Raw genomic sequence first — 13,465 nt, forward strand, 5'->3', positions numbered from 1 at the left:
GCATGCGAACCGACTCTTCTCCCGGCACCCTGCCGGCGCGGGAGCACCTCCCGGCCGCCACAGCCGGTACGCCTGTCCTGGACGTAGTGATCCCCGTCTACAACGAGGAGAAGGACCTCCAGCCCTGTGTCGAGAGACTGCACGACCACCTGACGCGTACGTTCCCGTACACCTTCCGCATCACGATCGCGGACAACGCGTCGACCGACACCACCCCCGAGGTGGCGCGCCGGCTGGAGACGCGGATCCCGGAGGTCAGGAACGTCCGGCTGGAGCAGAAGGGCCGCGGCCGTGCGCTGCGGACCGTCTGGTCGGCCTCGGACGCCCCGATCCTCGCCTACATGGACGTGGACCTGTCCACCGACCTCAACGCGCTGCTGCCGCTGGTGGCCCCGCTGATCTCCGGTCACTCCGACCTGGCGATCGGCTCCCGGCTCTCCCGCAGCTCGCGCGTGGTGCGCGGCCCGAAGAGGGAGTTCATCAGCCGCGCCTACAACCTGATCCTGCGCGGCTCGCTCCAGGCCCGCTTCTCCGACGCCCAGTGCGGCTTCAAGGCGATCCGCCGTGATGTCGCACAGGTGCTCCTCCCCCTGGTGGAGGACACCGGCTGGTTCTTCGACACGGAGATGCTGGTGCTCGCCGAGCGGGCCGGCCTCAGGATCCACGAGGTGCCCGTCGACTGGGTCGACGACCCCGACTCCACGGTGCACCTCGTGAAGACCGCCACCGACGACCTCAAGGGCGTGTGGCGGGTGGGCAAGGCCCTGGCCACCGGCTCCCTCTCGCTCGACCGGCTCACCCGCCCCTTCGGTGACGACCCGCGCGACCGCGAGATCCAGGACGTGCCCAAGGGGCTGGCCCGCCAGCTCGTCGGCTTCTGTGTGGTGGGCGGTCTGTCCACCCTGTTCTACCTGCTGCTCTACAGCGGCTTCCGCCTGTTCACGGGCTCGCAGTCCGCCAACGCGCTCGCCCTGCTGGTGTCCGCGATCGCCAACACCGCCGCCAACCGCCGGCTGACCTTCGGGGTCCGCGGCCGCGGCGGGGCCGTCAAGCACCAGGCGCAGGGCCTGGTCGTCTTCGCCATCGGCCTGGCGCTGACCAGCGGCTCGCTCGTCGCCCTGAACGCGGCGACGACCCAGCCCGCGCACTCCACCGAACTCGCGGTGCTCGTCGCCGCCAACCTGGCGGCGACGGTCCTGCGTTTCCTGCTCTTCCGCGCGTGGGTGTTCCCGGACCGGCGGGACGGCACCGAGGACGACGCCGCGGCGCCGACCGTGGTCGCCGCCCACCTCCCGGCGCAGCCGACGCCGTACGCGTCGTCGTACCCGGTCGCACCGGCGTACGGGCCGCAGCACCCGGCCCGTCCGTCCGCCCCGGCGTACGCCTCGCCGTACGGGAACACCGGCGCCACCCATGAGACCACCCAGTTCCGCGCCGGCGAAGCCGCGGACGGCACCTGGAGGGACACCACCGTGCGACTGCCGCCGGTGCGCCCTCACGACACCGACCCGGGGGACCCCCGATGACCACGCACCTCGACCAGCCGACGGCCTGGGGCCCGCCCCCGACCGCCCCTCCGACCACCGCCCCTCCGACCACCGCCCCTCCGACCACCGCCCCTCCGACCACCGCCCCTCCGACCACCGCCCCTCCGACCACCGCCCCTCCGACCACCGCCTCTGCGGCCTCCGCCCCTGCGGCCACGGAGCCGCAGCAGCCGGCCGCACCCGCCCCGGATTCGGGCCAGCCGAAGCAGCCCCTGCACCGCCGACTCCGGCGCGGCCGCCCCGAGGATCCCCGCTGGGCCCGCCCGGCCTTCCTCGGTCTGCTCCTCGCCACCTTCCTCCTCTACCTCTACAACCTGAGCGCCTCCGGGTACGCCAACTCCTTCTACTCGGCGGCCGTCCAGGCGGGCAGCCAGTCCTGGAAGGCCTTCTTCTTCGGCTCGCTGGACGCGGGCAACGCCATCACCGTCGACAAGCCCCCGGCCTCGCTGTGGCCGATGGCCCTGTCGGTCAGGATCTTCGGCCTGAACTCCTGGGCGATCCTCGTCCCGGAGGTGCTGATGGGCGTCGGCACCGTCGCCGTCGTGTACGCCTCCGTGCGCCGCCGCTTCAGCGCCGCGGCCGGTCTGATCGCGGGGGCCGTGCTCGCGCTCACCCCCGTCGCCGCGCTGATGTTCCGGTTCAACAACCCGGACGCGATGCTGGCCCTGCTGATGGCCGTGGCCTGCTACCTCACCGCCCGCGCGGTGGAGGACGGCCGTACGAAGTGGCTGGTGTGGGCCGGCGTCGCGATCGGCTTCGCGTTCCTCGCCAAGACGCTCCAGGCGTTCCTGATCCTCCCGCCGCTCGCGATCGTCTACGCGGTCTGTGCGCCGGTGAGCGTGCGGAAGCGGTTCGGACAGCTGGCCCTGGCCACCGGTGCGCTGGTCGCGTCCGGCGGCTGGTGGGTCGCGATCGTCGAGCTGTGGCCGGCCTCCTCCCGCCCGTACATCGGCGGCTCGCAGAACAACTCCTTCCTGGAGCTGACCTTCGGCTACAACGGCCTCGGCCGCCTCAACGGCGAGGAGACCGGCAGCGTCGGGGGCGGGGGCGGGGGCAACACCGGCCAGTGGGGCGAGACCGGCTGGGACCGGATGTTCAACTCCGAGATCGGCGGCCAGATCTCCTGGCTGCTGCCGGCCGCGCTGATCCTGCTGGCCGCCGGGCTCGTGGCCACCCGCAGGCGCAGCCGGACGTCGGCCACGCGGGGTCTGTTCCTCGTCTGGGGCGGCTCGCTGCTGATCACCATGGTCGTCTTCAGCTACATGGCGGGCATCTTCCACCAGTACTACACCGTCGCCCTGGCCCCCTACATGGCGGCCGTGATCGGCATGGGCGCGGGTCTCCTGTGGGAGAAGCGGTCCGAGCTGTGGGCCTCGATCACCCTCGCGGCCTCGGTCGTGGCGGCGGCCTCCTGGTCGTACATCCTGCTCAACCGCACCCCGGACTACCTGCCCTGGCTGAAGTGGCTGGTCCTGATCGGCGGCCTCGCCGCCGCCCTGGGCCTGGTCTTCGCGGGCCGGGTCACCCGTCGGCTCGCCCTCGCGGCGGCCTCCGTCGGCCTGGTCGCCTCCCTGGCCGGTCCGACGGCGTACACCTTCAGCACCCTCCAGACGGGCCACACCGGCTCGATCGTCACGGCGGGCCCGGCGGGCGCGTCCATGAGGGGCGGCGGTCCGGGCGGAGGCGGCGGCCGGGGCGGCTTCGGCGGCGGCATGCCGGGCGGGCAGGGCCAGAACCAGCAGGGCCAGAACCCGCAGGGCCAGAACCAGCAGGGGCAGCAGAACGGCAACGGCTTTCCCCGCGGCGGCTTCCCGGGAGGCGGCCAGAACCAGCAGAACGGCAACGGCACCACCCAGAACCAGAACCAGAACCAGCAGGGCGGTCCCGGCGCCCAGACCGGTGACGGCGGCGGCATGGGCGGCGGCGGTGGCGTCGGCGGCCTGCTGAACGGCGCGAGCGTCTCCGACGAGGCCAAGAAGCTGCTGGAGACCGACTCCGGCGAGTACACCTGGGTCGCGGCGGCGATCGGCGCCCAGAACGCGGCGAGCTACCAGCTCTCCACGGGCGACGCGGTCATGGCGATCGGCGGCTTCAACGGCACCGACCCGTCCCCGACACTGGCGCAGTTCAAGCAGTACGTCGCGGACGGAAAGATCCACTACTTCATCGCCGGCGGCACCGGCGGTGGCATGGGCGGCAGCGGCAGCGGCACGTCCTCGCAGATCACCTCCTGGGTCGAGGCCAACTTCAAGAAGGTGACGGTGGGTTCGTCCACCTTCTACGACCTGACGCAGAAGGCGAGCGGCTGACGCAGCGCACGGGGTTGAAGGGCGGTGGCCCGTCGCCACCGCCCTTCCGCTCGTAAATTCGTTGTACGCCGTACAGGAGTACTTCTACGGTGTATGACGTGACCACCACCTCCCACCCCCGCCGCTGGCTGATCCTCGGCGTGATCTGTCTCGCGCAGCTCACCGTGCTGCTCGACAACACGATCCTGAACGTCGCGATCCCCTCCCTCACCCGGGAGCTGGACGCGAGCACCGCCGACGTCCAGTGGATGATCAACGCGTACTCCCTCGTCCAGTCGGGGCTGCTGCTCACGGCGGGCAGCGCCGCCGACCTCTACGGCCGCAAGGCGATGCTGGCTACGGGGCTCGCGCTCTTCGGCATCGGCTCGGCCGTGGCCGGGTTCGCCACCACCTCCGGGCAGTTGATCGCCGCCCGGGCCGGTATGGGCGTGGGTGGCGCGCTGCTGCTCACCACCACCCTCGCCGTGGCGATGCAGATCTTCGCGCCCGAGGAGCAGCCCAGGGCGATCGGCATCTGGGCCGCGGTGAACGCCCTCGGGTTCGCCACCGGCCCGCTCGTCGGCGGCCTCGTGCTCGACCACTTCCGATGGGGCGCGATCTTCCTGCTCAACCTCCCGGTCGCGGCGCTCGCGCTCGCCGCGGTCCTCGCCCTGGTCCCCGAGTCCAGGAACCCCCGGGGCGACCGCCCCGACCTGCTCGGCGCGCTCCTGTCCACGATCGGCATGGCCGCGCTGGTCTTCGCGATCATCTCCGGCCCCGCCCGCGGCTGGACCTCGGCCCGGGTGCTGGTGAGCGCGGCGGTCGCCGCCGTCGCCCTCGCGCTGTTCGCCCGGTGGCAGAGCCGCATCCCGTACCCCATGCTCGACCTGGCGTTCTTCCGCGACCGCCGGTTCACCGGCGCGGTCGGCGGGGCCGTCCTGGTCACCTTCGGCATGGGCGGCGCGCTCTTCCTCCTCACCCAGCATCTGCAGTCCGTGCTCGGCTACGGCCCCCTGGAGGCGGGCCTGCGCACCGCGCCGCTGGCGCTGACCGTGGTCGTCCTGAACTTCAGCGGGCTGGCGGCGAAGGCGACCGCCCGGCTCGGAACCCCGCTGTCGGTGCTGGGCGGCATGGTGCTGATGGCGGGCGGGCTCGTCTCGATCGCGTCCGGCGGCGAGGGCTACGGCGGTGTCGCGGCCGGTCTGATGCTGATCGGCGTCGGCTGCGCGGTCGCCAACCCGGCGATGGCCCACGCGGTCATGAGCGCGATACCGCCGGAGAAGGCGGGCGTCGGCGCGGGCATCAACGGCACGCTGGCGGAGTTCGGCAACGGGCTCGGCGTCGCCGTCCTGGGCGCCGTGCTCAGCGCCTCGCTGACCGCGGGCGAGCCGCTGTCGGACGGGCTCGGCGCGGGCCTGCTGGTCGGGGCGGTCGCCGTCCTGGGCGGAGGACTGGTGGCGGCGGCGCTGCTGCGCAGGGCGGACAAAGACAAGACGGACCAGGAGAAAGCAGGCGTTCTCATGTGAGCCGACTCACACGATGTCACAGGCCGCAGGGCTCCGGTGTCCTGTGACCGAACCCCCTGGAACCGGAGGAGACACCGTGAGCGAGAACACTGAAGTCGTCGTGATCGGCGGGGGATACGCCGGCGTCATGGCCGCCAACCGCCTGACCAGCCGCGACGACGTGAACGTCACGCTGATCAACCCGCGCCCGGCCTTCGTCGAGCGGATCCGCCTGCACCAGCTTGTGGCCGGGACCCACACCGCGACCGCCGACTACACGGAGATCCTCGGCGAGCGCGTGCGGCTGGTCGTCGACACCGTGACCCGGATCGACGCGGCCGGGCGTGCCCTGGCGCTGGAGCACGGTGGCACCGTCCGCTACGACCACCTGGTCTACGCGGTGGGCAGCGGCAGCGCCGACCCGAGCGTGCCGGGAGCGGCCGAGTTCGCCCACCCGATCGCCACCCTGGAGGACGCGAGCCGACTGCGGCCGGTCGTCGAGGCCGCGTCCGCCAAGGCCGCGTCCGCCAAGGCCGCGTCCGTCGAGTCCGCGTCCGGCAAGGCCGCCAAGGCTCCGCTGACCGTCGTCGGAGCCGGCCCGACCGGCATCGAGACCGCGGCCGAACTGACCGAGCAGGGCCACACGGTGACGCTGGTCTGCGGCGGGATCCTCGGCCCGTACCTGCACCGGCGGGGCCGGCGCTCGGTCGCCGGGCGGCTGGCCGCGCTCGGCGTGACCGTCCTCGACGGCCCCGGCACGAAGGTGACGGCCGTGACCCGCGACGCCGTACGGCTCGCCGACGGCCGCGAGCTGCCGAGCGCGGTGACCGTCTGGACCGCCGGCTTCGGGGTCCCGGACCTGGCCGCGCGCAGCGGACTGAGCACCGACGCCCTCGGCCGGCTGCTCACCGACGAGACGCTGACCAGCGTCGACGACCCGCACATCGTCGCGGCCGGGGACTCGGCGGCGCCCTCGGACCTGCCGCTGCGGATGAGCTGCCAGGCCGCCATCCCGCTGGGCGCGCGGGCGGCCGACACGGTGCTCAGCCGCATCGCGGGCGAGCAGCCCGCGACCCTGAACGAGGTGTTCGCCGGCCAGTGCATCAGCCTGGGCCGGGGCGCGGGCATCTTCCAGTTCGCCCACCGGTACGACGTCGCGGTCGGGTTCCACATCGGCGGTCGTCCCGGCGCGAAACTCAAGGAGTTCGTCTGCAAGGGCATCGTCGAGCACCTGGCGGGCGAGGGCCGCAAGCCCGGTGCGTACCGCCTGCACAAGGTGTCGGGAGGAGCCACGCGGCAGCAGCGGCTCCGGCGGAGCGAGCCCGCCCGGACCCCGGCCGTCGCCGAACGCGCGGTCTGATCCGCACCCGGACGGGGGAAGGACCCTGACATGGATGATCACACCGCCGACCCGGCGACGGAGGCGTTCGTCGCCCACCGCAACCTGCTCTTCACCGTCGCCTACGAGATGCTCGGCTCTGCGGCCGACGCCGAGGACGTACTGCAGGAGACCTGGCTGCGCTGGGTCGACACCGACCTGGAGGAGGTACGCGACCGGCGCGCGTACCTCGTCCGGATCACCACCCGCCAGGCCCTCAACCGCCTGCGCACCCTCTCCCGCCGCAAGGAGGCGTACGTCGGCCCCTGGCTGCCCGAGCCACTGCTCACCACCCCCGACGTCGCCCAGGACGTCGAACTCGCCGAGAGCGTGTCGATGGCGCTGATGCTCGTCCTGGAGACGCTGTCCCCGACCGAGCGGGCCGTCTTCGTCCTGCGCGAGGTCTTCGACGTGGGCTACGACGAGATCGCCGCCGCCGTCGACAAGAGCCCCGCCGCGGTCCGCCAGATCGCCCACCGCGCCCGCCGGCACGTCGACGCCCGCCGCCCCCGCGAGGCCGTCTCCGAGCGCAGGACCCGGGCCGCCCTGGAGTCCTTCCAGCGGGCGCTCAGCACCGGGGACCTCCAGGGATTCCTCGACGTGCTCGCCCCCGACGTCGTCCTGATGAGCGACGGCGGCGGACTCCGGCAGGCCGCCCCCCGGCCGATCAACGGCGCCCTCAAGGTGGCCCGCTTCATCATCGGCGGCACCCGCCGCCACCAGACGACGCTCACCAGCGAGTTCACCATGGTCAACGGCAGCCCGGCGCTCGTGCTGCGGCTGGACGGCGAGATCGACGGGGTCGTCGCCGTCCGTTTCGAGGACGACCGCATCACCGGCCTCTACTACGTCCGCAACCCGGAGAAACTGACGCGGGTCGACTCCGAGACCCCGCTCACCCTGCGCTGAAGACCGGCCGGCCCGGGCAGGCCTAGCATCTTCCCCAGTACCGGAACACAGTTCTCCGTACCGGACGAGGAGGAAGGTGCCCTGCCATGGCCGAGACCGGCAAGGACGCCAAGCACCACAGCGTGTGGCTGGAGGGCAGGGCGCGGCGGCGCGGCCGGGGCGGCGGCCAGCCCTCCGGACTCGACCGGACCCGGATCACCGAGGTCACCGTACGGCTGCTGGACGCGGAGGGTCTCGCCAAGTTCTCCATGCGGCGACTGGCGGCCGAGCTGAACGTGACGGCGATGTCCGTGTACTGGTACGTCGACACCAAGGACGACCTGCTCGAACTCGCCCTGGACGCCACCTTCGAGGGCATGCGGCTGCCCGACCCGGCGCGCCAGGACGAGGACTGGCGCGACCAGCTGCGCGCCCTGGCCCGCTCCTACCGCGCCCTGCTGGTCCGCCACCCCTGGGTGTCCCCGCTGGCGGGCACGTTCCTCAACATCGGGCCGAACCACCTCGCGTTCTCCCGCACCGTCCAGCAGGTGGTCCGCCGCACCGGTCTGCCCACCCACGGGCTGGCGGCGGCCACCTCCGCCGTCTTCCAGTTCGTGTACGGCTACGGCACGATCGAGGGCCACTTCATCACCCGCTCCGCAGCCGTCGGCCTGACCCCCGACGCCTACTTCCGCCAGGCCCTCACCACGGTCACCCAGGCCCCCCAGGCCGCCGACGTCGTCAAGGAGAGCGAGGACATCATGGCGGCCCGGGGCGGCGACACGGTCGAGGAGATGTGGGAGAGGGACTTCGATTACGCCTTGGACCTGCTGATCGCAGGAATCGAAGCGATGGCGGCCAGGGCCGAGGCGGCCAAGGCCGAGGCCAAGGACAGCTAGCCAGGTTCCAGGGGCGCAGGGCACTGCGCGACAAGCCACAACGCACCCGCACCCCGCACCCGCACCCCAACACCCGCACTCCGAACCCGTGCCCCGCACCCCTCAGGATGCCGGGGCGCCCCGGGTCAGCAGGCGCTCACCCCTGCGGAGCGAGCCGCGCGGGAAAGCCGCCGGTCGCGACCGGCCCCCACCGCACGGGGGTGATCCGGATGATCGACTTCCCCTGGCGCACCATCGCCGCCCGGTACTCCTCCCAGTCGGGATGCTCCCCCGCGATGTTGCGGAAGTACTCCACCAGCGGCTCGACGGACTCCGGCACGTCGAGCACCTCCGCGGTCCCGTCGATCTGCACCCACGGCCCGTCCCAGTCGTCGCTGAGGACGAGCACGCTCACGCGCTCGTCCCGCTTGGCGTTGCGCGTCTTGGCCCGCTCGGGGTAGGTGGAGACGACGATCCGCCCCGAGTCGTCGACGCCGCAGGTCAGCGGGGACGCCTGGGGCCCGCCGTCACCCCGCCGGGTCAGCAGGATCGCGCGGTGACGGGGTCGTACGAAGTCCAGCAGCTCGTCGAGCGAGACGGTCGTGTTGGTCGCGATGTTCGGTGCCATGCCGTCAGCCTAGGTGGACGCGGGGCTTCCGCACGTGACCCGGCCGGTCCTGCGCACCGGGCAGCGACTCGCCCCGCACCGCCTGCACCTCCAGCTCCACCTTCAGGGTCGTACCGATCGCGGCGATGCCCGCCCGGACGACCTGGTTGTAGTTCATCGCGAAGTCCTCGCGGTGGAGTTCGGCCGTCGCGCGGAAGGCGGCCCGGGTGCCGCCCCAGGGGTCGGCGCCGGTGCCGAGGCAGGCGAGGTCCAGGTCGACGGGCCGTACGACTCCCCGCAGGGACAGCTCGCCGTGGACGGTCCAGCGGTCGGGTCCCGCGACCGTCAGCCCGGTCGAGCGGTAGGTGATCTCCGGGTGCTCCTCGACGTCCAGGAAGTCCGCCGACCGCAGATGCGTGTCGCGCGTGCCGTTGCCGGTGTCGAGGGAGCCGGCCCGGATCACCGCCTCCACCCGGGATTTCGTCACGTCGTCCGCGGCGATCTCGATCGACGCCGAGAAGTCGGTGAAGTGGCCCCGCACACTGGAGAGGCCAAGGTGCCGGGCGACCGCGGCGACCGTGGAGTGCGCCGGGTCGACCGTCCACGGCCCGGGCGCCGGCAGCTCCGTCCCGCCCTGCCGGGCCAGCGTCACCGTGCCCACCTCGACCCGGCCGCCCGCGGTGACGAGCGCGGTGGAGGCGACGGGCGCGTACCCGACGGCCGTGACGATCACGGTGTACGGCCCCGGCGCGAGCCCCGACGCGTCGCGCACGACGCCCTCGTCGTCCGCCTCGGCCCGCAGCTTCTGCGTCCCGGCCATGTCGGTCACCGTGACGACCGCGTGCGACACGGCCCATCCGTCGCGGGTGCGGATCCTCGCGGTCAGTGCCATCTCAGGTAACTCCTCGTGGGAAAGAACGGGGCGGGGGCGGCGGGGTACACCCCGCCGCCCCCGCCCGCGGTCGTGCTACTCGCCCGGGTGGGCGAGCTCGATGTCATGGCCGTCGACGCCGGCCCCGGTCACCGTCAGCGCACTGGCCACCGGCGGATAGCCGGTCGCGATGACCGTGTACTCGCCGCCGTCCAGGTCCGCGAAGGCGTACGCCCCGTCCGCGCCGGTCGTGGCCGAGCCCAGGACGTTGCCCGCCGCGTCGACGAGCGTCACCCGCGCGTCGGCCAGCGGCCCGTGCGGCGCCCGGACGACTCCCCGGAGCTGCGCGCCCGCGTCGAGCGCGACCTCCAGCCGGGTCACCCCGGTCCCGCCGATCTCCACGGGCAGCGCCCGCGGCCGGAACCCGGCGGCGTTCACCGCGACGGTCACCGCACCCGGCACCAGCTCGCCGACGGCGAACTCCCCCTGGTCACCGGTGGCCGCGGTGGCCAGCAGCTCGCCGCGCACATCGGTGACGACGACCATCGCGTCCTTGACGCCCTCCCCCGAACCGGAGGCCCGCACCGACCCGCTGAGCCCACTGGTCCCGCTGAGCAGGATGTCGTACGCGAGCGGCTCGCCGTTCACGACGATCGTGGAGGCCTGCGGCTGGAACCCGTCCGCCGCGGCGATCAGGACGTACGACCCGGTCCCGGGCGCGTCCAGTGCGTAGGCACCGTCGGCCTGCGCGACCGACCGGCCCAGTTGCCGTCCGGCCAGGGAGATCAGCGTGACGGCGGCCTGCGGGACCGGCGCGCTCTCCGCGCCCCGGACGACACCGCGGACGGGGACACCGGAACCGGGCTCCTGGACGGGTCCGGGCGCGTGCTGCTGGTCCACCGGCGCGGGAGCCGTCGCGTCCGCCTGCGCCTCTGCGTGCGCCTCCGCCGGGGTCAGCTCCTCGGCCTCGGCCTCGGCCTCCGTCTCCGCCTCCGTCTCCGCCGCGTGGGCCAGCGCGCCCTTCGTCCGCAGCGGGATCTCCTTGATGAACAGGGTGATCAGGAAGGCGAGCAGGGCCAGCCCGGAGGCGATCAGGAAGATGTCCGCGATGCCGTGGCCGTACGCGTCCTCCATCACCGTGCGCAGCGGCGCGGGCAGCTTGTCCATGTCCGGGATCGTGCCGGAGGAGCTGGAACCGGAGGCGAGCGCGGCGTACTTCGGGCCGAGACCGGCGATGCCGTCCTTGGCGTAGTCGGTGATGCGGTCGGCCATGACGGCACCGAGCGCCGAGACGCCCATCGCCCCGCCGAGGGAGCGGAAGAAGGTGACGGTCGAGCTGGCGGAGCCGAGATCCTTCGGGTCCACCTGGTTCTGCGTGGACAGCACCAGGTTCTGCATCATCATGCCGACGCCGAGGCCCAGCAGCGCCATGAAGACAGCGGTCTTCCAGTAGTCCGTGTCGTAGCGGATGGTGCCCAGCAGACCGAGGCCCGCCGTGATGAGCACACCGCCGCTGACCAGCCAGACCTTCCACTTGCCGGTGCGGGTGATGAACTGCCCGGAGACGGTGGAGGAGACGAACAGACCGCCGATCATCGGGATGGTGAGCACCCCGGACATGGTCGGGGACTCGTCGCGGGCCAACTGGAAGTACTGGGCGAAGAACACCGTGCCGGAGAACATCGCCACGCCCACGAACATCGAGGCGATGGAGGAGAGGGTGATGGTCCGGTTGCGGAACAGCCGCAGCGGGATGATCGGCTCGGCGGCCTTCGACTCGACCAGCACGAACACCGCGCCGAGCAGGACCGAGCCCGCGACCATCGTGTACGTCTGCCAGGACAGCCAGTCGTACTTGTCACCCGCGAAGGTGACCCAGACGAGCAGCAGGGAGACGGCGGCGGAGATGAAGAACGCGCCGGCCCAGTCGACCTTCACGTCCCGCTTCACGACCGGCAGGTGCAGGGTCTTCTGCAGCACGATCAGCGCGATCACGGCGAAGGGGACGCCGACGTAGAAGCACCAGCGCCAGCCCAGCCACGAGGTGTCGGTGATGACACCGCCGAGCAGCGGGCCGCCGACGGTGGCGACGGCGAAGGTCGCGCCGAGGTAGCCGGAGTAGCGGCCGCGCTCCCGCGGCGAGATCATCGCGGCCATCACGATCTGCGCGAGGGCGGAGAGACCGCCGACGCCGACGCCCTGCACGACACGGCAGGCGATCAGCATGCCGGGGTTCTGCGAGAGCCCGGCGGCCGCCGATCCGAGGACGTAGACGACCAGCGCGATCTGGACGAGCGCCTTCTTGTCGTAGAGGTCGGCGAGCTTGCCCCACAGCGGGGTGGTCGCGGTCATCGCCAGCAGGGTGGCGGTGACCACCCAGGTGTAGGCGGACTGGCCGCCGCCGAGGTCGCCGATGATCTCCGGGAGGGCGTTGGAGACGATCGTGGACGACAGGATCGCCACGAACATGCCGAGCAGAAGGCCGGACAGGGCCTCCATGATCTGCCGGTGCGTCATCGGGGCGTGGGCGTCGTGCCCGCCCCCGTGCTTGGCGTGGGCCCGCACACCGGCCGGTGTGGTCGTTGCCATGGTCTTCCTTCTCTTACGCGGGTGTACGGGTGGTCTCGTGCAACGGGGGAGGCGGTGGCGGCTGGGGTGGCGGCTGCCGGTGCGGGGTGGTCCGGCCGTCGCCGAAGCTGGCGCGCAGCCGGGTCATCAGCCGGATGAGCTGGCCGATCTCGTCGTCGGACCAGTCGCGGAGGCGCTCCGCCAGCAGGGCGACACTGCGCCGGGACAGCTCGGCGAGCACCGCGCCGCCCTCGGGGGTGAGGCGCAGGATGCGCGAGCGCTTGTCCGCCGGGTCCGGGGAACGGTCGATCCAGCCGCGCTCGGCGAGATGGGCGACATGGCGGCTGGTCACCGACATGTCGACCGCGAGCAGCTCGGAGAGATTGCTCATGCGCATGTCTCCGTGGCGGCCGAGGAGGGCGAGCACGGCGGCGGAGCCGGGGGAGCAGTCGGCCGGGGTGATCCGTCCGAGGTCCCGCTTCACGACTGAGAAGGCACTGAGCTGACGCACCAGTTCCTCGTACTGCGTCTGCGCGGCCATCGCACCTCCCTTGGTTTGTTGCTTGGGGCAACCATAGAAACGATTGGTTGCCGCAGGCAAATAAAAGAGGGGGGGTGGCCGCAAAAAGTTGGCAAAGGCAAGTATTGCGGGGGTAAACGGGCAGGTGGGCGGCGGCGAGGACGGCCGGAAGCGGGCGCCTCTGCGGGTGTCCTCACGGGACCTTGTGGCGGGACCTTGTAGCGGGGCCTGGTGGGCGGGCCTTGTGGCGGGGCCTGGTAGCCGACCTTGTGCCGGGCCTGGTGCCGGATCTCGTGCCGGGCCTGGTGCCGGGCCTGGTGCCGGGCCTTGTCCCGGACCGCGTCCCGGACCGCGTCCCGGACCGCGTCCCGGACCGCGTGCCGGGCCTCGTCCCGGGCGTTGTGGCGGGGCTTGT

10 protein-coding genes are annotated in these 13,465 nt (G+C 72.4%); 6 read left to right on the top strand and 4 right to left on the bottom strand.

What is annotated here, in order from left to right; translation table 11 throughout:
• Positions 1-2 precede the first annotated feature (2 nt).
• The 6 genes from AQJ58_RS29270 to AQJ58_RS29295 all read left to right on the top strand — a co-directional run bounded on the left by AQJ58_RS29270 (position 3) and on the right by AQJ58_RS29295 (position 8,505).
• Entirely contained in the window at positions 3-1,526 is a 1,524-nt protein-coding gene (locus tag AQJ58_RS29270; RefSeq protein WP_067255561.1) for a bifunctional glycosyltransferase family 2/GtrA family protein, read from the top strand.
• Positions 1,523-3,856 carry a glycosyltransferase family 39 protein gene (locus AQJ58_RS29275; RefSeq protein ID WP_067255562.1) on the top strand — a complete coding sequence of 778 codons (2,334 nt, stop codon included), beginning with the start codon at positions 1,523-1,525 and terminating at the stop codon, positions 3,854-3,856. Before AQJ58_RS29270 ends, AQJ58_RS29275 begins: the two co-directional genes overlap by 4 nt.
• 98 nt (positions 3,857-3,954) lie before the next feature.
• Positions 3,955-5,361: an MFS transporter gene (locus AQJ58_RS29280; RefSeq protein ID WP_420712190.1), complete on the top strand. Its 1,407-nt coding sequence runs from the start codon at positions 3,955-3,957 to the stop codon at positions 5,359-5,361.
• Between the two features lie 76 nt (positions 5,362-5,437).
• On the top strand, positions 5,438-6,700 hold the full coding sequence (locus tag AQJ58_RS29285; RefSeq protein WP_067255565.1) for an NAD(P)/FAD-dependent oxidoreductase: 1,263 nt from the start codon (positions 5,438-5,440) through the stop codon (positions 6,698-6,700).
• Between the two features lie 30 nt (positions 6,701-6,730).
• Positions 6,731-7,627 (top strand): RNA polymerase sigma-70 factor, encoded by an 897-nt coding sequence (locus AQJ58_RS29290; protein WP_067255567.1) that lies wholly within the window; start codon positions 6,731-6,733, stop codon positions 7,625-7,627.
• 86 nt (positions 7,628-7,713) lie between these two features.
• Complete coding sequence (locus tag AQJ58_RS29295; RefSeq protein WP_199844712.1) at positions 7,714-8,505, top strand: TetR/AcrR family transcriptional regulator; 792 nt, start codon at positions 7,714-7,716, stop codon at positions 8,503-8,505.
• A 136-nt stretch (positions 8,506-8,641) separates the two neighbouring features.
• On the opposite strand, the gene AQJ58_RS29300 is transcribed toward AQJ58_RS29295, so the two are convergent.
• From AQJ58_RS29300 to AQJ58_RS29315, 4 genes are all read right to left on the bottom strand, one after another.
• The gene (locus tag AQJ58_RS29300) at positions 8,642-9,112 is read right to left on the bottom strand and encodes a PPOX class F420-dependent oxidoreductase (protein WP_067255568.1); all 471 of its coding nucleotides are present in this window, start codon (positions 9,110-9,112) and stop codon (positions 8,642-8,644) included.
• A gap of 4 nt (positions 9,113-9,116) precedes the next feature.
• Positions 9,117-9,983: a YceI family protein gene (locus AQJ58_RS29305; RefSeq protein WP_067255570.1), complete on the bottom strand. Its 867-nt coding sequence runs from the start codon at positions 9,981-9,983 to the stop codon at positions 9,117-9,119.
• Positions 9,984-10,058: 75 nt separating this feature from the next.
• Positions 10,059-12,551 (bottom strand): MFS transporter, encoded by a 2,493-nt coding sequence (locus AQJ58_RS29310; protein WP_067255572.1) that lies wholly within the window; start codon positions 12,549-12,551, stop codon positions 10,059-10,061.
• Between the two features lie 13 nt (positions 12,552-12,564).
• Positions 12,565-13,071, bottom strand: coding sequence for a MarR family winged helix-turn-helix transcriptional regulator (locus AQJ58_RS29315; protein WP_067255574.1), 507 nt, complete (start codon positions 13,069-13,071; stop codon positions 12,565-12,567).
• Between the last annotated feature and the right edge of the window lie 394 nt (positions 13,072-13,465).

The sequence above is a fragment of the Streptomyces sp. DSM 15324 genome, assembly GCF_001514285.1.
Taxonomy (GTDB): Bacteria; Actinomycetota; Actinomycetes; order Streptomycetales; family Streptomycetaceae; genus Streptomyces.

Coding starts and splice junctions, on each gene's coding strand:
- AQJ58_RS29270 (WP_067255561.1), top strand. CDS start 3: ATGCGAACCGACTCTTCTCCCGGCACCCTGCCGGCGCGGGAGCACCTC.
- AQJ58_RS29275 (WP_067255562.1), top strand. CDS start 1,523: ATGACCACGCACCTCGACCAGCCGACGGCCTGGGGCCCGCCCCCGACC.
- AQJ58_RS29290 (WP_067255567.1), top strand. CDS start 6,731: ATGGATGATCACACCGCCGACCCGGCGACGGAGGCGTTCGTCGCCCAC.
- AQJ58_RS29295 (WP_199844712.1), top strand. CDS start 7,714: ATGGCCGAGACCGGCAAGGACGCCAAGCACCACAGCGTGTGGCTGGAG.
- AQJ58_RS29300 (WP_067255568.1), bottom strand. CDS start 9,112: ATGGCACCGAACATCGCGACCAACACGACCGTCTCGCTCGACGAGCTG.
- AQJ58_RS29305 (WP_067255570.1), bottom strand. CDS start 9,983: ATGGCACTGACCGCGAGGATCCGCACCCGCGACGGATGGGCCGTGTCG.
- AQJ58_RS29310 (WP_067255572.1), bottom strand. CDS start 12,551: ATGGCAACGACCACACCGGCCGGTGTGCGGGCCCACGCCAAGCACGGG.
- AQJ58_RS29315 (WP_067255574.1), bottom strand. CDS start 13,071: ATGGCCGCGCAGACGCAGTACGAGGAACTGGTGCGTCAGCTCAGTGCC.